16 protein-coding genes and 3 tRNA genes are annotated in these 17149 nt (G+C 57.2%); 10 read left to right on the forward strand and 9 right to left on the reverse strand.

The window, feature by feature from the left end:
* Positions 1–178: 178 nt before the first annotated feature.
* The 9 genes from ABHR63_RS06115 to rpmH form a co-directional block, all read right to left on the reverse strand.
* Positions 179–433 carry a hypothetical protein gene (locus ABHR63_RS06115; protein ID WP_006236197.1) on the reverse strand — a complete coding sequence of 85 codons (255 nt, stop codon included), beginning with the start codon at positions 431–433 and terminating at the stop codon, positions 179–181.
* Complete coding sequence (locus ABHR63_RS06120) at positions 423–1328, reverse strand: ParB/RepB/Spo0J family partition protein (RefSeq protein ID WP_172676351.1); 906 nt, start codon at positions 1326–1328, stop codon at positions 423–425. Before ABHR63_RS06120 ends, ABHR63_RS06115 begins: the two co-directional genes overlap by 11 nt.
* A complete protein-coding gene (locus tag ABHR63_RS06125; RefSeq protein ID WP_022093800.1) occupies positions 1321–2121 on the reverse strand; it encodes a ParA family protein in 801 nt (266 codons plus the stop codon). Before ABHR63_RS06125 ends, ABHR63_RS06120 begins: the two co-directional genes overlap by 8 nt.
* Positions 2122–2255: 134 nt before the next feature.
* A complete protein-coding gene (rsmG, locus tag ABHR63_RS06130) occupies positions 2256–2921 on the reverse strand; it encodes a 16S rRNA (guanine(527)-N(7))-methyltransferase RsmG (protein ID WP_225094052.1) in 666 nt (221 codons plus the stop codon).
* A gap of 168 nt (positions 2922–3089) precedes the next feature.
* Complete coding sequence (locus ABHR63_RS06135) at positions 3090–3659, reverse strand: Jag family protein (protein WP_346965141.1); 570 nt, start codon at positions 3657–3659, stop codon at positions 3090–3092.
* A 44-nt stretch (positions 3660–3703) separates the two neighbouring features.
* Positions 3704–4474: a YidC/Oxa1 family membrane protein insertase gene (locus ABHR63_RS06140; RefSeq protein ID WP_346965142.1), complete on the reverse strand. Its 771-nt coding sequence runs from the start codon at positions 4472–4474 to the stop codon at positions 3704–3706.
* Positions 4475–4503: 29 nt separating this feature from the next.
* A complete protein-coding gene (yidD, locus tag ABHR63_RS06145) occupies positions 4504–4728 on the reverse strand; it encodes a membrane protein insertion efficiency factor YidD (protein WP_082222962.1) in 225 nt (74 codons plus the stop codon).
* Positions 4725–5063 carry a ribonuclease P protein component gene (gene rnpA, locus ABHR63_RS06150; RefSeq protein ID WP_006236191.1) on the reverse strand — a complete coding sequence of 113 codons (339 nt, stop codon included), beginning with the start codon at positions 5061–5063 and terminating at the stop codon, positions 4725–4727. Before rnpA ends, yidD begins: the two co-directional genes overlap by 4 nt.
* A gap of 20 nt (positions 5064–5083) precedes the next feature.
* Complete coding sequence (gene rpmH / locus ABHR63_RS06155) at positions 5084–5218, reverse strand: 50S ribosomal protein L34 (RefSeq protein ID WP_019127408.1); 135 nt, start codon at positions 5216–5218, stop codon at positions 5084–5086.
* A gap of 345 nt (positions 5219–5563) precedes the next feature.
* Here rpmH and ABHR63_RS06160 point away from each other — a divergent pair, with 345 nt between their 5' ends.
* From ABHR63_RS06160 to ABHR63_RS06205, 10 genes are all read left to right on the forward strand, one after another.
* Positions 5564–6916, forward strand: a complete 1353-nt coding sequence (locus tag ABHR63_RS06160; RefSeq protein ID WP_117746863.1) for an ATP-binding protein — start codon at positions 5564–5566, stop codon at positions 6914–6916.
* Between the two features lie 15 nt (positions 6917–6931).
* Positions 6932–8656 carry a DnaA ATPase domain-containing protein gene (locus ABHR63_RS06165; protein WP_117746864.1) on the forward strand — a complete coding sequence of 575 codons (1725 nt, stop codon included), beginning with the start codon at positions 6932–6934 and terminating at the stop codon, positions 8654–8656.
* 238 nt (positions 8657–8894) lie between these two features.
* Positions 8895–9998: a DNA polymerase III subunit beta gene (dnaN, locus tag ABHR63_RS06170; RefSeq protein ID WP_006236186.1), complete on the forward strand. Its 1104-nt coding sequence runs from the start codon at positions 8895–8897 to the stop codon at positions 9996–9998.
* 10 nt (positions 9999–10008) lie between these two features.
* The gene (gene recF, locus ABHR63_RS06175) at positions 10009–11115 is read left to right on the forward strand and encodes a DNA replication/repair protein RecF (protein WP_117746865.1); all 1107 of its coding nucleotides are present in this window, start codon (positions 10009–10011) and stop codon (positions 11113–11115) included.
* A complete protein-coding gene (locus tag ABHR63_RS06180; RefSeq protein ID WP_117746866.1) occupies positions 11102–11665 on the forward strand; it encodes a DciA family protein in 564 nt (187 codons plus the stop codon). Before recF ends, ABHR63_RS06180 begins: the two co-directional genes overlap by 14 nt.
* Before the next feature lie 105 nt (positions 11666–11770).
* The gene (gyrB, locus tag ABHR63_RS06185) at positions 11771–13801 is read left to right on the forward strand and encodes a DNA topoisomerase (ATP-hydrolyzing) subunit B (RefSeq protein WP_022094340.1); all 2031 of its coding nucleotides are present in this window, start codon (positions 11771–11773) and stop codon (positions 13799–13801) included.
* Between the two features lie 41 nt (positions 13802–13842).
* Positions 13843–16554, forward strand: coding sequence for a DNA gyrase subunit A (gyrA, locus tag ABHR63_RS06190; protein WP_346965145.1), 2712 nt, complete (start codon positions 13843–13845; stop codon positions 16552–16554).
* A gap of 297 nt (positions 16555–16851) precedes the next feature.
* Positions 16852–16928 (forward strand) — tRNA-Ile (locus tag ABHR63_RS06195).
* A 67-nt stretch (positions 16929–16995) separates the two neighbouring features.
* Positions 16996–17071 (forward strand) — tRNA-Ala (locus ABHR63_RS06200).
* A 4-nt stretch (positions 17072–17075) separates the two neighbouring features.
* Positions 17076–17149 (forward strand) — tRNA-Ile (locus ABHR63_RS06205).

A 17149-nucleotide genomic window follows, 5' to 3' on the forward strand; every position in this document is an offset into this window, starting at 1 on the left:
TTTCATGTGAAACATCGAACGACCCCGGTTACAGAATATGCAACCTGGGTCGTTTCATTTATTGACCTTAATTTTGAATCAGCTGCTACCTGTCCCATTTTTACGGCCAAAATAAGGGGTCCTTGTCTCATGAATCAGACAAGGACCCCTCAAAATATGCTGAGTAATTGTTAGGTACCTAATAGCCTACATTTTCCCATTGGTTGCTGACCCAACCTTGATTAATCTTGGGATTCTTCGTTACCTGAGCAGTACGCATGGCAACATCTTCTGTCATAACATCCATTTTCTTTTTGGAAGTATCGACGATATCTTGCGCGCTACGAAGCAAACGACCTCGAAGTTCATCGTCTGTAGCGATCCTATAGCCAGCAAAGGCACCAGCCGCGACAGTCGTCACCAATGCAATCGCTGTTAAAATCTTATTCCTCATCTTGGCCTCCTTGATCAAACTGAATCATTTCGCCAAGAATACGAGAGAGCTCTTCCTCGTCTTTAAACTCAATCTCAATCTTATTCTTTCCACGCGAGCTCTTCACACGCACGTTGGTATTAAAAACCTGACGAAGCACGCGGGCAGCCTTTTTAAAAGACTGAGGCGTTGCAGGCCTCGGCGTCTTAGGTGTCTCTCCGGCAGAAAACAACGGAGCAAGATTTTCTGTCGCTCTTACGGAAAGGCCCTCTGTAACAACTTTCTCTGCAAGTCGAATACGCGCGTCCTCATAGGGAACTGCAAGAATCGCACGTGCATGACCAGCAGTAAGTTTACCCTCAAAAATCATCTGCTGAACTACTTCGGGGAGATCGAGAAGACGCAGCGAGTTTGTAATTGCAGAGCGTGACTTGCTTACTGCCTTGGACAATGCCTCCTGGGTCATCCCGCTGGCATCAATGAGTTGGCGATAGCCCTTAGCCTCTTCGACGGGATTCAGATCAGAACGCTGAAGGTTTTCGATAAGAGCAAGAGCCAGCATCTCTTCATCATTTACCTCTTTAATGATGACTGGCAATTCTTCAAGGCCAGCAAGCTTTGACGCCTGGTAACGACGCTCACCAGCGATGATCTCATAGCCGTTTCCATGTTTGCGAACCAAAAGCGGCTGCAAAACGCCATGTTCTTGGATTGACTCGCTCAACTCGCGAAGTTCAGTTTCGTTAAAGTGAATTCGCGGCTGATTAGGGTTGGGAACGATATCCTCAATAGGTAGTTTTGTTTCAGATGCGGCATTTGAAGCCGATGCAGCCGAACCGCCGGTCTCATACTCGGCCTCTGAGACCAAAGCATTGAGTCCACGTCCCAATCCGCCACGTTTCTTTACACTAGGCACGCTTGATCACCTCTTTTGCAAGGTTCATATATGCTTTTGCACCCTTATTTTGAGGTGCATAGGTAATTACCGGTTCTCCAAAAGACGGAGCTTCGGAGATTTTAACCGTACGGGGGATTAGCGTCTTAAACGCCTTATCACCAAAGTACGATTGAACCTCCTCAACAACCTGATTCGATAGTGAAGTACGCGAGTCATACATGGTCATAAGCACACCATAGGTGTCTAAGCCCTTGTTCAGCCGTGATTTGACCATCTTCATTGACTCAAGCAGCTTCGTAACGCCCTCGAGTGCGTAATATTCGCACTGGATCGGAATCAAAACGCTGTCTGCTGCGGTCAAAGCGTTGATAGTAAGCAGGCCGAGCGAAGGAGGACAGTCAATGAAAATAAAGTCAAACTCGTCCTGAATCGGCTCAAGCAAATCTTTGAGGCGGGTTTCACGAGCAATTGCGCTTACGAGCTCAATTTCCGCGCCTGCAAGTTGAATTGTAGCCGGAATAACGAATACCTTTTTACAATTTGTATCAAGAACAAGCGATTCTGCCGGCACATCATTCAACAATGCATCATAGATGCAGTGATCAAGGTCTTCTTTTTCAATTCCGAATCCACTGGTGCTGTTTCCCTGCGGATCAAAATCGACAATCAGTGTCTTACGACCCTGCTCACCCAGTGCTGCTGCAAGGTTTACGGCCGTCGTTGACTTACCGACGCCGCCTTTTTGATTGATGATTGCAATGATACGCGTGTCTTTTGCGCTCTTAGAACGCTTAACGTCGCGAAATCCCACGGTCCCTCCTGGTGTGTATTAAAGCTGTCAAACGGAGGATGTTTCACGTGAAACATTCCGAATCGATATCAACCGCCATGTTTCACGTGAAACACTGCAAGTTGTTAGTATCCATTATGTTTCACGTGAAACATCTAGGCAAGCGGATTCTTCTTTGCCACGCCATTTGCACGAGGCAATGAGACAGATGCTGGATGACTCTTCTTAAGAACAATGAACTCCCTGTGACCCAAGCCTTCAGGCAAATCAATTGCGTCATTCAGAAGCAAAGTGAAGCCGCAAATCTTAGCTGCTGACATGCCGGAAGCAAGCTCCTCATCCGAAGGATTGCCCTTGGTTATAACAAATAGACCTCCATCCTTCAGATACGGAGCCGCATATTCAACAAGAATCGGTAGAGGGGCCAGTGCGCGGGCGGTTACAACAGAGAACTGCTTCTTATGGCTCCGAGCATATTCTTCAAGACGATCATGAACCGCATGGGCATGTTTCAATCCAAGAGCATGGACAAAGGAATTTACCGCATCAACCTTCTTGCCAACAGAGTCAATATAAGTAGCTTTACGATGCGTGGTTATGGTTAATGGAATACCAGGGAAGCCCGCACCTGTTCCCATATCGAGCAAAGCTCCCTCAGGAGCCTTGTTGATATAGGGGAGCAAAACAAGTGAGTCGAGGATATGAAGTACTGCAGCATCTTCTACGTTAAGAATACGGGTGAGATTGGTTGTCTTATTTGTTTCTAGAACCAAATCCAAATGCTGAATACATTTCCTCAGCTCAACATCAGTTACGCTCAAGGAATACTCTTTGCAATAGAAAGCTAGACGACTCAACATCTCGTCAGCTTGCTGATCAGTAAGTACTAACAACGAAAGCTCCTTTCTGACAAAAATCAGCGTATCGAGAACTTTTGACAAAAAAAGGGGACGTGGAAACCACGTCCCCTTAGCATAAACTCGAGTAGATTATCGAGCAACAATCACCACATGGCGATCAGGGTCAGAACCCTCAGAATGAGTATCGACGGCATCATTGCCACGAAGTGCAATGTGAACCAGTCGACGCTCGTAGGCATTCATGGGCGGAAGCGAAACACTCTTATGAGTGCGAATGGCACGCTCGGCAGCAGACTGAGCCATGGAGGAAACCTTGTCCTGACGGCGGCTCTTGTATCCCTCGACGTCCACTACAACCGGATACCTAAAGCCAAGTTTGCGGCTCACCAGCAAAGAGAACATAACCTGAAGGGCATCAAGGGTGCGACCATGACGGCCAATGAGAACAGCAAGGTCGGGAGCCGTTACATCCAAAATCAGCTCACCTTCGTCGCCCTCATACTCATCGATAGGAGAGTTGGCGGCATCGAAGTGCGAAAGGATGGAACGCAGGATGGAAATAGCAACATCGGCAATGGTGTCGAGCTCCTCATCGGTCAGCTCTTCACCAGCCTTGTAGCGCTGTGCAATCTCGGGATAATCGCCCGCGACCTGCGGGGCAACCTCCTCAAGCATATCCTCGATGATCTCTTCAGACATAACGTACTCCAAAAGTTAGGTACCTAAATAAGATTGATATCCCACTACTTCTTCTTGTGCGGGCGCGGCTTCTTCTCTCGACGAGTGACCTCAACCTGCAGCGGAGCGTTCTTAAGACGCTCCTCCTCATCGGCCTTCGCCTTGTCGATGACCTTCTGCGTCACAAAAATCTGCTGGATAACCTGCCAAGCAGACGAGACGTCGTAGTACAGCAGAACACCAACGGGAAGGCTCCAGCCCATCCAAAGCATCATGACCGTCATGACAACGGCCATCATACGCATGCTCTGAGCCTGCTGGCCGGTCTGGTTGCGCGACATATAGAGCTGCGGAATCAGGGTCAGAACGGCGAACAGGATCAGGCAAACCAGCGCAGGCAGTGCAACCATAAAGCCATCGGCAAAGGAAGCACTCGGCGTGGTGGTCAGGTCGGGCAGGATGTTGAAGAACGAGAACGTGCCGTCGTTAAAGTACTGCGGCAGGTTGCGCAGCAATGTAAACAGGGCGAACAGGATAGGCATCTGAATCAGCAGCGGCAGACAGCCAGCCATGGGGTTGAACTTGTTCTCGCTGTAGAACTTCTGCATCTCCTCGGCCTGACGCTGGGGATCGTCGGCATAGCGCTCCTGGATCTCGAACATCTTGGGCTGCAGCACCTGCATGCGAGCCGTCGACTTGGTCGACTTGAGCATGAGCGGCGTCAGCAGCAGACGGATGATGACCACCAGGATGATGATGGACAGGCCCCAGTCGACCGCAAAGGTCTGGATGAGCTTGAGCAGCTCGAAAAGGATGTTAACGATCCAATCCCACATGTAAGTTTTCCTCCGATAGCGAGTGCCCGCTAGGGCACAGGGTCATAACCGCCGACGTGCAGGGGATTGCAACGAGCGATGCGCCTCACGGCAAGCCAGCAGCCTCTCAAAACACCGTGCTTCTCAATCGCCTGGATGGCGTATTGCGAGCACGTTGGGTAATAAATGCAGGCGTCAGGCAATAAGGGCGAAATAACCTGTTGATATATGCGAATAGGAGCGATGGCAACACGTCGCAAAACGTGATTGCTCATCGCTCCTCCCCGGCAACGCCGGCGCGCTTCATAAGCGAACGCAACGCCTTGTCCATCTCCTGCGGCGAGGAAACCCTCGTCTTGGGAGTTGCAAACAAGATGATGTCATAACCCGCAACGGGAAATCCGCAGCTGCGGGCGGCCTCGCGCATCACACGCTTAGATCGGTTGCGCACGACGGCACAACCGAGTCGCTTAGCACCAACGAAGGCGACCCTTCCGGAGTCGCCTTCGCCAACCGATTCACATATGGTCATTCGAATCAGAGGGTGATTGAAACGACGCCCCTGACTGAACACATGCTCGAAATCTTGCCGAGACTTAATAGTCTTCATGCGAGATGTGTGTATCGCTGCTAGACAGTGAGACGCTTGCGGCCCTTGGCGCGACGACGGGCGAGCACGGCACGACCACCCTTAGTGGCCATACGGGCACGGAAGCCATGGGTCTTGGCACGCTTACGCTTATTAGGCTGATACGTACGCTTCATCTTAAGTTCCTCCTGCTGCATTTCGAGTGTCCGCGGGGACGCGGACGCAGATATAGACACGTGAGCTTGAAGATTGTAGGGAAATCAATGTTCAAATGTCAAGAAATCAAAGGTAAAAGGTTGCGCAGTTCACACGGTTCCCCCATAAGCACAACCGAAATTTGCGCCTCATGGCAACCTTTCACGATATTTCATCGAGTTTTCAACAGGTCATGTTGGCAATGTTGAGAACTTTTCGCCCGTTTTCCAAAGTTTTCAACAGGTTTTGAAAAGTTGTCGAAAGATGAGAAACGTTGCACGGTGAGCTACTATTTGTTCGAAACCTTTTGAAAGATTGCGAGCGGCATGTCTGACGACTTTTACACCATGGTCGATTCCGGAGACCCGGCACCCGACAACGAGCACATCACCGGCGTGCGCGAAGAGCGTGCGGAAGGCGAGCAGACGACCACGCAGGCGCCAAAAGCCATGTACGCCGCGCGCATCGCCGTCTATGACGACATGCTGTCGACACCGCGGGTGATCGTCATTGATCCGCAAGATGTCCGCACGTATTTGGAAGAGACGACCAACACCGTCTACCAGTGCATGAAAGAACAAGGTGGCCATATCTCGCTCATGGTCATCCGCGAGATTGTCGAAAACTTTATCCACGCACACTTTGCCGAGCCCATCATCTCGATTCTGGACGGCGGAGACACCATCCGCTTTGCTGACCAAGGACCCGGCATCGACGACAAGGAACGTGCTTTCGACTTTGGCGTTACCAGCGCAAACAGCAAGATGAAGCGCTATATCCGTGGAACCGGAGCAGGGTTTCCCATGGTGCAGGAGTATTTGGAAAACGCCGGCGGTGCCGTATCCATCGAGGACAACATGGGCAACGGCACCGTGGTTACGGTAAGCCTGGACCCTAAACGCGTGCAGGAAATCGAGCGCGCCGGCGGACGCGGTGCTTCCGTGCGGCCCGAGACGGAGCAGCCCACATATCCCCTGCCGGGAGCTTTTGCGCAGCAGCCCATGGCAACGCAGCAGATGCAGCCCCCCGTGGGGCAGATGCAGCATCCCGGAATGCTTCCTACACAAGAGCCCCAGGCGACATCGATGTCGATGCCGCCAAACATGCCAGAGACCGTGCCGCTGGCGGATCAGGATGCAGCAGCAATGCAGCAGGCGACGGGGGCACCGGGTGGCCAGCAAATGGGCTATCAGCCGTACCAACAGGGATATCCATATCAGCAGATGCCGCCACTGGGGTATGGCCAGCAGTTCCCGCAGCAGTACCAGCAGGGATATCAGCAGCCGTACCAGCAGATGCCGCAGCAGCAGTACAGCCCTTGGGCCCAGCAGATGCCTCCGCAGCCTTACCAACAGTGGCCTCAAAGTTTTCAACAGCAAATGCCACCGATGCAGAGTTCTCAACAACCAGCAGCTCAAATGATGTATCCTAATGCAGCAAATCAGTATGCGCAGCCACAACCGGACGTGTTCGTAAGCGACCGCGGCAACGCCGCGCTGGGCTATCTGGCGCAAAATCAAGCGTGCGGTGCAACCGATCTGGCGAGGGCGTTTGGAAACTCGGCCCCCACTTGGTCACGCACGCTCAATGACTTGGCGCAGGCCGGCTTGGTCATCAAGCATGGCCAGAAATACCATCTGACCGAACTCGGCGCCGCTCGCGTGCGAGCTCAGAGCTAAAGAACGGGAGAGACAGTGGACGAGGAAGCAAGCATCATCCTGGGGGATGCCATCGCCTTTTGTCAGCGCGACGGCCAAGATGCACGCCTCATCAACATGCTGGGGCAATCGCGCGCCATAAGCCTGACCGAAGATACGCTCACGATCGAGGCCCCCTCGCGCTTTGCCATCGCGCAGCTCAAAAAGCATCAGCCGACTATTGAGGCCTATCTAGAAGAAATCGCCTTTGCGCCGATTGCGCTCGACATCGTGGCACCGCAAGGCGCCGCGACGGAATCCGCTGCCGCGACGGCGCCCGCCACGGCTCCCGCTGCTTCCCCGGCGGTGCCGGCCTCCGCAGGCGACGTGCCGACAATCGAGCACCAGCACAGCGATGTTTCCCGTGAAACCATGGCGCCGTTGCCGACCGCGGTAGCGACGTCAACGAACGCACCCGTCACGCACATGCCCATCGCTCACGACGCAGCGGCGGGCGCGGATTCGGGCATTGCAATCAAGAACACGCTCTCGGCCGACGATTTTCGTCGCATGATGAACCAGATGAAGGGCGGAGCGCCGACTAAATCCACGCAAGCTGCGACCCCCGCTTCGCCCATGCCAGCACCGACCGTGCCGGCCGAGCAGAATACGGATGGAGCCCCGCTCGCCGCGAACTCAAAATTTACCTTTGAGAACTTTGTCTACGGCCCCGAGAACAGCCATGCCTATCGCTCGGCACTCAAGTTTGCCGCCCTCGCGGACGAGCGCGGCACATGCACATCACTGTTTATCTACGGCAAATCGGGCCTGGGCAAGACGCACCTGCTGCTTGCCATCAAAAACGAGCTCGCCGAGAAGTCGCCCGAGATCAAGGTCAAGTATGCCAACTCCCAGGCATATCTGGACGACCTGATGACCGAGTTCGACCGCCAAAAGAAGAGCAACGCCCCCATCATGCAGGCGTACCACGGCGTGGACGTGCTCATCATCGATGACATCCAAAACATCATCGGCAAGCGCGCGAGCGTGGACTACTTTTTCCAGCTCATGGACGAGTTCATCCGCAACAACAAGAAGGTCGTCATCGCGGCAGACCGCGCCCCCAAGGACCTGAGCATGGACGAGCGCCTGACCAGCCGCTTCAACGCCGGCATGCTCTGCCTGGTCGCAGAGCCCAGCTACGAGATGAAATACAAGATCTTGCAGCGCTATTACGAGAACACCATCGTCGCCGCTCCCGAGGCAGGCGACGACTCACTGTTGGCGGCCTACGGGGGCGACGGCGGGCACCTGACCGATGAGCACTTTAAGCACATGGCAGAGGTGTCGGGCACCAACATCCGCGAACTCGAGAGCTTCTGCGAGCGCTGCGCCGGCGAGGCGGGCGACCGCGAGCGCGAGGGCGGGGAGCTCACCTTTGACGATATCGACGCCATCGCCAGCCAGTACTTCGACACATCGGCCAAAAAGATCAACGTGCAAACGGTTCAGTCCGTCATCGAAGAGCAGTACGGCGTGACGCACGAGGAGCTCATCGGCCCGCGTCGCAACGCCAATATCGCCAAAGCACGCCATATCGCTATCTACCTGGCCATCGAAATGTGCGAGATGACGACCACGGCGGTAGGCGCCGAATTTGGCAACCGCAACCACTCGACCGTCAGCACGAGTTACAAAAAGGTCCAGAAGATGATCCAGGAAGACCGCACCGTCACCGAAGACCTCAAGTCGCTGCGCGATAAAATTACACTACGCTCGTAGGGAAATAGAGACACCTGTTGAAAACTTGTCGAAACCACGGGCATAAGGTGTCTAAAACCCAATCCGCGGTGATGAAAAGTTTTGCGCAGGTTTTGAACGTGGAAAACCACCCCTGTTGCACACAGGTTGCTGTCGATTCTCTTTCTGGGTCTGACCTGCGTCTTTGTGAGTAATCAACAGTTTCGTCAGTGCTGTTACTATTATTAAGATATTTATATCTATAGAAAGGTATTAAAAGATGAAGTTCACCGTCAGCCAGAGCTCGCTTACACAAGCCATCGGCGTCGTTATGAAGGGTGTCGCTTCGGCATCCACCCTTCCCATCCTGTCGGGCGTGCTCGTCAAGGCGCAAGACGGCATCTTGGAATTCCAGACCTCTAACTACACCATCTCGATCCGTCATCGCATCGCGGCGCATGTCGAAGAAGAGGGCGAGATGGTTATCCCCTGTAAGATGCTCTCCAATATCACCAAGACTCTCCCCGATGCCCCGGTCACCTTTGAGCTGTCCGAGCGCCAGGTGCTGATCAGTTGCGAGAAGAGCTCGTTCCGCCTGAACACGCTCGATGCCAATGACTTCCCTGAGTTTCCGGCCTATGCCATCGAGAGTGCCGTGGAGCTGCCGACCGATATCTTGTCCGAGATGGTCGGCCGCGTGTGGCGCGTCACCTCGACCGACAAGGCTCGCCCCATCCTGGGCGGCGTGCACATGAAGGTCGAGAACAACACCGTGCGCCTGGTGGCGACCGATTCCTTCCGCTTGGCCGTGTGCGATACGCAGGTCGAGACCTCGACCCTCGAGGGCTCCTTTGAGCTCAACGTTCCGGCTGACGCCTTTAACGACGCACTGAACATCATGGCCAGCCAGGCGACCATCATGATCGGGGCTACCGACACCCAGGTCGTCTTTGAGGCCGGCAACACCACCTACGTGTCGCGTCGTATCGAGGGCGTGTACCCCAACTACAAGCAGCTCATCCCCGATTCGTGCGTGACGAGCGTCAAGATTGACGTCGCCGCCTTTAACGCCGCCCTCAAGCGCGTGGCCGTTATCGCGAGCGCCAACCCCGCCGTCAAGTTCGAGATCGATGTCGAGAACGGGCAGATGGGCCTGTCCTCCATTTCCAATGACCAGGACCTTGCGCAGGAGACGATCGATGTCGAGGCCGAGGGCGAGTCGGGCACCATCGCCTTCAACTACCACTACATCTTCGGCTGCCTCAATGCCCTGTCCAAGGAGAAGGAGATCACGCTGGAGCTCAAGAGCTACTCGCAGGCGGGCATCTTCAAGTCCTACGACAAGATCAACTACCTGTACCTGGTTATGCCGGTCCGCATCTAGCAACCGCCCTATGACCATGTTCGCCCGCGATCTTTCCGTCGCGCACTACCGCAGCTTCGATAGTTATCGCCTTGCCCTGGACGAGGGCGTGACGATACTTGCGGGACCCAACGCGGCGGGAAAGACCAATCTCATAGAGGCGCTGCAGCTGCTGACGAGCGGCGCCTCGTTTAGGCATCCGACCGCAGCCGAGCTCGTCCATGATGGCGTGGGCTCGTGCAAGGTCGAGCTGAGGCTCGAGGGCGACGGCCGCGTGCTTGATATGGGATTGAGCGTGGAGGACGGTAAGCGCTCGTTTAGCCGCAACGGCAAGAGGTGCTCTGCCGCCGGTGTGCGCGGGGCTCTGCCGAGCGTGCTGTTTTGCCCCGACCATCTGGACATGGTTAAGCGAGGCGCCAGTGTGCGCCGCGCCGCCCTCGATGACTTTGGCATGCAGCTGAGCGCACGTTATGCCGATCTTGCGAGCACCTATGGACGCTGCGTGACCCAGCGTAACGCCCTGCTCAAGGAGACCTGGTGCTGTCGCGAGATGCTCGGCGCGTGGAACGATTCGATTGCCCGCGCGGGCTCGGCCCTGCTTGTGCACCGGTTGGCCCTGCTCGACCGGCTGGCGGGCCATGTGCACACTGCCTACGGGCAAGTGGCATCCGGTGAGGCTGCCAACGTGACCTATACGTCCACGCTGGGGGATTTGCCCCAGGTCGATGATCGCGAAGAGCTGAAGGGCTGGGCGTACGAGCGCATGCTGGCTGCCCTTGATGAGCACGCCGACGAGGAAATTCGCCGCGGCGTGACGTTGGTGGGACCGCATCGCGATGAGATTGAGTTTACCGTGGCGGGTCGCTCCGCCCGTTCATTTGCCAGCCAAGGTCAGCAGCGAACGTTGGTTCTGGCCTGGAAGGTGGCGGAGGTGGCCGTGGCTCGCGATGTCCTGGGCACCGCCCCGTTGCTGCTTTTGGACGACGTGATGAGCGAACTCGACGGCGAACGCCGCGGTGCTTTTCTGCGGCTGATCGGCGATGATATCCAGACGGTCATAACCACGACCAACCTGGGGTATTTTACCGATGACCTGCTTGATCGAGCCAAGGTGGTGAGCATGGGTGAGACGTGCTAATTACGAGCGCGAGAGCGAAACGGTTGCCTTCAGTGGATTTTTGAACGCAGAGCGTCAGCGCATCCTGGCGGCCGCGACACCTGAGCGCCGCGCGCAGATGGAGGCTGCCGAGGAGTCGCGCGCGGTCTATCGCGCGTGGAACGCGGTGTGCTCGGGCACGCGCGAGGGGCGGCATGTGACGGGCTTGCGCTACCTGCCCGAGTCCAATGAGCTGCTGGTATATCTCGATTCGCCCTCGTGGACGCAGGAAATGACGCTGTTGCGCGAGATCATCCGCGCGCGCATGGAGCGCGCCGGTGCGCATGTGGACGGCCTGGTGTTCAAAACCACCGCGCCGGGTCACACGCCGCCCGCCGCCAAGCAGCGCCTGCGCCCGGCGACGACCGAGCGCCCGCCGGCCCCGCACGCCGACCTAAGTGAGGCCGAGCGCACCGAGATTGAGCGCCAAGTGGCGCCCATCGAAGACCAAAAACTGCGCGAGGCCCTCGAGAATGCCATGAGAGCCAGTGCCGAGTGGGCCAAGGGCGTAGAAAGCAAAAAAGAGCCTTAAATCGCATCTGGTGGCCTTGTAGAGCCAAATACCCTCGTTCCCGAGGGTATTTTTTTACGATAAACTAGTAAGGCTGTACACATTTTCTTGACTGAAGGAGGACGTGTGGCAAACGAAAACGATTACGATGGCGGCGAGATTAAGATTCTCGAAGGTCTCGAGGCCGTTCGTAAGCGCCCGGGCATGTATATCGGCTCGACGAGCGCCAGCGGTCTGCATCACCTGGTGTGGGAGATCGTTGACAACTCCGTCGACGAGGCCATGGCCGGTTTCTGCACCGAGATCCAGGTGACGGTCCACGCCGACAACTCCATCACGGTCGTCGACAACGGGCGCGGCATCCCCGTCGACGAGCACCCTGTTAAAAAGATCCCGACGCTCGAGGTCGTCATGACGATCTTGCACGCCGGCGGTAAGTTCGATAACTCGGCCTATAAGGTTTCGGGCGGCCTGCACGGCGTTGGCATCTCCGTCGTCAACGCACTGTCCAAGCGCGTGGTCGTTCAGGTTCGTCGCGACGGCAACACCTACGAGATGGAGTTCTCGCGCGGCAAGACCGTTAAGAAGATGGAGGTCGTGGGCACCTCGGATTCGACGGGCACCACCGTCACCTTCTGGCCCGACGACGAGATCTTCGAGACATGCATCTACGATTTCGATACGCTGCACAACCGTCTGCAGGAGACGGCGTTCCTCAATAAGAACCTCAAAATCGTGCTGACTGACGAGCGCGAGTCTACTCCCCACGTGGAGGAGTTTTGCTACGAGGGCGGCATCATCGACTTCGTCAAGTTCCTTAACGAGGGCAAGGACGTCCCCGAGGCCTTTAAGGAGCCTATCTACATCGAGGGCAAATCGGACCCGGACGCACCTGTGGCCAAGATGGGCGAGGTTGAGGTTTCCCTGCAGTGGAATAGCGGCTACGGCGAGAACGTCATGTCGTTTGCCAACGACATCTACACCCCCGAGGGCGGCATGCACCTTGAGGGCTTCCGCACCGCGCTCACCCGCGTGATCAACGACTATGCGCGCAAGCAGAACCTGCTCAAGGAAAAAGACGCCAATCTGACCGGCGACGATGTGCGCGAGGGCCTTTCGGCCGTTATCTCGGTCAAGCTGCCCGATCCGCAGTTTGAGGGCCAGACCAAGGCCAAGCTCGGCAGCTCCTATATGCGCGCGCTGACGCTCAAGATCGTGACCGACGGCCTTGCCGATTACCTCGAGGAGCACCCTAAGCCCGCTCGCGAGATCGTCAAGAAGGCGCAGCAGGCCTGCAAGGCGCGCAATGCCGCCCGCAAGGCGCGCGAGGCGACCCGCCGCAAGAGCCTGCTCGAGACGGCGTCCCTGCCCGGTAAGCTCGCCGACTGCTCGGTGCGCGATGCCGAGCTGACCGAGCTCTTCATCGTAGAGGGCGACTCGGCAGGCGGTTCGGCCAAGGACGGCCGTCGCCGAGACATCCAGGCGATTCTGCCCCTGCGCGGCAAGATTTTGAACGTCGAGCGCGTTGGTGACCATCGCGCGTTCTCGAGTGACACCATCCAGTCGCTGATTACCGCGATCGGCTGCGGCGTCACGACGAGTGCCGGCGACGGCGGCGACTTCGATATCACCAAGGCGCGCTACCACAAGATCATCATCATGACCGATGCAGACGTCGACGGTGCGCATATCCGCATCCTGCTGCTGACGTTCTTCTACAAGTACATGCGTCCGCTGATCGATGCCGGCTACGTCTATGTTGCCTGCCCGCCCATCTTTGGCATTAAGGTGCGCAACAAGATCCACTACGTGTATCCCAACGGCCGCCAGCCCGAAGACGAGATCCTGCGTGACACCATCCAGAGCCTGGGCCTGAACCCCGACGATAACGACGAGGACGGCAAGGCCAAGGACGGCAAGATTACCAAAAAGCGCAAGGGCTATACCGTCCAGCGCTACAAGGGTCTGGGCGAGATGGACCCCAAGCAGCTCGCCTCGACGACGATGGACCCCAAGACCCGCATCCTGCAGCGTGTGTCGATCGAGGACGCCGTGGTGGCGGACCGCGCCGTGCGCGAGCTGATGGGTTCCGAGGTCGGCTATCGCCGCGAGTACATCGAGAAGCATGCACATGATGCACGATTCCTTGACGCTTAAGAGGAGGTAACGTGGCAGACGATATCAACAATAACGAGGGTATGGACGAGGCCGGCGATGCCGGTATGCCCGATGATCTGAAGCGCCTGCTTGCCCGTGCTGAGCAGGGCGAGGACGGCGATCCGGACGCCTATAACCCCGATGCCGATGATGATGAGGAAGAAGACGACGACGCCGAGCTCGAGGAGAGCTTTGGCGAAGTCGATCGCGGCGCCTCGGCCGGCGAGGATATCAACGGCGGCCAGCTCCAGATTTCGGAGTTCGGTCGCGAGATGAAGCAGTCGTTCATCGAGTATTCGATGTCGGTTATCACGGCGCGCGCCCTGCCGGACGTGCGCGACGGCTTAAAGCCGGTGCACCGCCGCATCCTGTACGCGATGAACGAGAGCGGCATCTACCCCAACCGACCGCACAAGAAGTCGGCCTGGACGGTCGGCGAAGTTATCGGTAAGTACCACCCGCACGGCGATTTCGCGGTCTATGAGGCCATGGTCCGCCTGGCGCAGTGGTTCTCCATGCGCACGCCGCTCATCGACGGTCACGGCAACTTCGGCAACATCGACGGCGACGGCGCGGCGGCCATGCGTTACACCGAGAGCCGCCTGGCAAAGCCCGCCATGGAACTGCTGCGCGACCTGCAGAAGGATACCGTCGACTGGCAGCCCAACTACGACGAATCGCTTGCCGAGCCCGTGGCGCTGCCTGCGCGCTTCCCCAACCTGCTGGTCAACGGCAGCCAGGGCATCGCCGTCGGCATGGCCACCAACATCGCCCCGCATAACCTCACCGAGGCGATCGAGGCCACCTGCTACCTGATCGACAACCCCGACGCCACCGTTGACGAGCTCATGCAGATCATGCCAGGTCCGGACTTCCCCACCGGCGCCATCATCATGGGCAGCGCCGGCATCAAGCAGAGCTACGAGACCGGCCGCGGCTCCATTACCGTGCGTGCTAAGGCACATGTGGAGTCCACCAAGACCGGCCGCAACCGCCTGGTCTTTACCGAGATTCCCTACATGGTCAACAAGGGCACCCTGCAGGAGAAGATCGCCCAGCTCGTCAACGACAAACGCATCGAGGGCATCTCGGATATGCGCGATGAGTCCAACCAGAAGGGCATCCGTCTGGTCATCGAGCTCAAGAAGGGCGTCATTCCGCAGGTCGTGCTCAACAACCTGTATAAGTACACCTCGCTGCAGACGACCTTTGGCGCCAACAACCTGGCACTCGTCAACGGCGTTCCCAAATGCCTGAGCCTGCGCGAGATGCTGCAGCACTACATCGACCACCAGGTCGACGTCGTCACCCGCCGCACCCGCTTCGACCTTAAGAAAGCCCAGGCCCGCGCTCATATCCTCGAGGGTTACCTGATGGCCCTTGACCATATCGACGAGGTCATTAGCATCATCCGCTCCTCGCAGACCGACTCCGAGGCCAGCAGCCGCCTGATCGAGCGCTTTGGCTTTACGCCCGAGCAGACCACGGCCATCCTCGAGATGAAGCTGCGCCGCCTGACCGGCCTGGAGCGCGACAAGATCCAAGAAGAGTTGGACGGCCTGCGCCGCGCCATCGCCTACTACGAGGACCTGCTGGCGCACGAGGAGAAGATCCTGGGCGTCATCAAGGAAGAGATGCGCGAGATCTCCAAGAAGTTTGGCGACAAGCGCCGCACCGAGATCAGCCAGGTTGAGAAGGACCTGGATGTCGAGGACCTCATCGCCGACGAGGATATGGTCGTGACCATCACCCACACCGGCTACGTTAAGCGTATCCCGGTGGCTGCCTACCGTGCCCAGAAGCGCGGTGGCAAGGGCGTGTCGGGCGTCAACCTCAAAGAGGATGACGTTATCGATGAGATGTTCATCGCGTCCACGCACGAGTACGTGCTGTTCTTCTCGAGCAAGGGCAAGGTCTATCGTCTGAAGGTGCACGAGCTGCCGGTGGGTACGCGCCAGGCGCGCGGTACCGCGATCGTCAACCTGCTGCCCTTCGAGGAGGGCGAGAAGATCGCGAGCGTCATCAGCTGCCGCGAGTTCCCGGCCGACGAGTACCTGATGTTTGCCACAAAGAGCGGCATGGTCAAGAAGACCGTGATGAGCGCATATGACCGCAGCCGTCGCGACGGCCTGATCGCTATCAACCTGCGTGACGACGACGCGCTGCTGAATGTGCGCCGCGTGCGCGAGGGCGACAAGATTATCCTGGCCACCACCGCAGGCAAGGCGATCATGTTCTCCGAGGAGCAGGTGCGCGCCACCGGCCGCGATACCAGCGGCGTTCGCGGTATCGGTATGAAGGACGGCGTGAGCGCTCTGGGCATGGAAGTCACTAACGGCAACGGTGATCTGTTCGTCATCACCGAGCGCGGCTACGGCAAGCGCACGCCGGTCGCGGACTACCCGGAGCAGAATCGCGGCGGCCAGGGCGTCTACACCATTCAAATGACCGAGCGCAAGGGCAACCTCGCGGCAATGAAGACGGTGGGCCCGCAGCACGAGCTGTTCATCGTGACGGAGGGCGCGACGGTCATTCGCGTTAAGACCGACGAGATCAGCCAGACTGGCCGCGCCACCCAGGGCGTCAAGATGATGACCGTCGACGACAACGACCGCATCTGCGCCGTAGCCCGCATGACGGCAGCCAAGGAAAAACCCGAAGGCGAGGGCGCCGAGGCCGCAGTCGACACCGAAGAGGCCCCAGTCGACCTGGGCGACGGCAATGATATGCCAGAGGATCTCCTAGACGAGTAAGAGGCCCTAGCTGGTAAAAATCATCAGACCCCATATATCGGCGGTCGGCGCACTGCGCGCCGACCGCTTTTTTGAAAACCTTGGGACCCCATGGTCGCTGGGCTGGCGAGATGGTTTTGGTTTGTCGCGAGTTCCGCACGCAAAGAAGGCCACTTAATGTGGCCTTCGTCTTGCGCAGGACTGTCCGAGCAGCAAACCAAAACCATCTCGCCAGCCCAGCGACCATCCCTCCCAAAGATTTTCAAAAAAGTTGTTGACGCGCGCGTAACGACTCGTCTAATATATCCCTTGCGCGATGGACCTGTAGCTCAGTTGGTTAGAGCGTCCGGCTGATAACCGGGAGGTCACAAGTTCGAATCTTGTCAGGTCCACCACTTTCTTTCGCAATAAACACCCCAGCGAGAGCCGAGTCGCCGCTGGGGTGTTTATTACTGTCTCCGTGGGGGTTTAGCTCAGCTGGGAGAGCGCGGGCTTTGCAAGCCTGAGGTCAGGGGTTCGATCCCCCTAACCTCCACCATGATGGACCTGTAGCTCAGTTGGTTAGAGCGTCCGGCTGATAACCGGGAGGTCACAAGTTCGAATCTTGTCAGGTCCA

The sequence above is a fragment of the Collinsella aerofaciens genome (assembly GCF_039752775.1).
Classification (GTDB): domain Bacteria; phylum Actinomycetota; class Coriobacteriia; order Coriobacteriales; family Coriobacteriaceae; genus Collinsella; species Collinsella aerofaciens_R.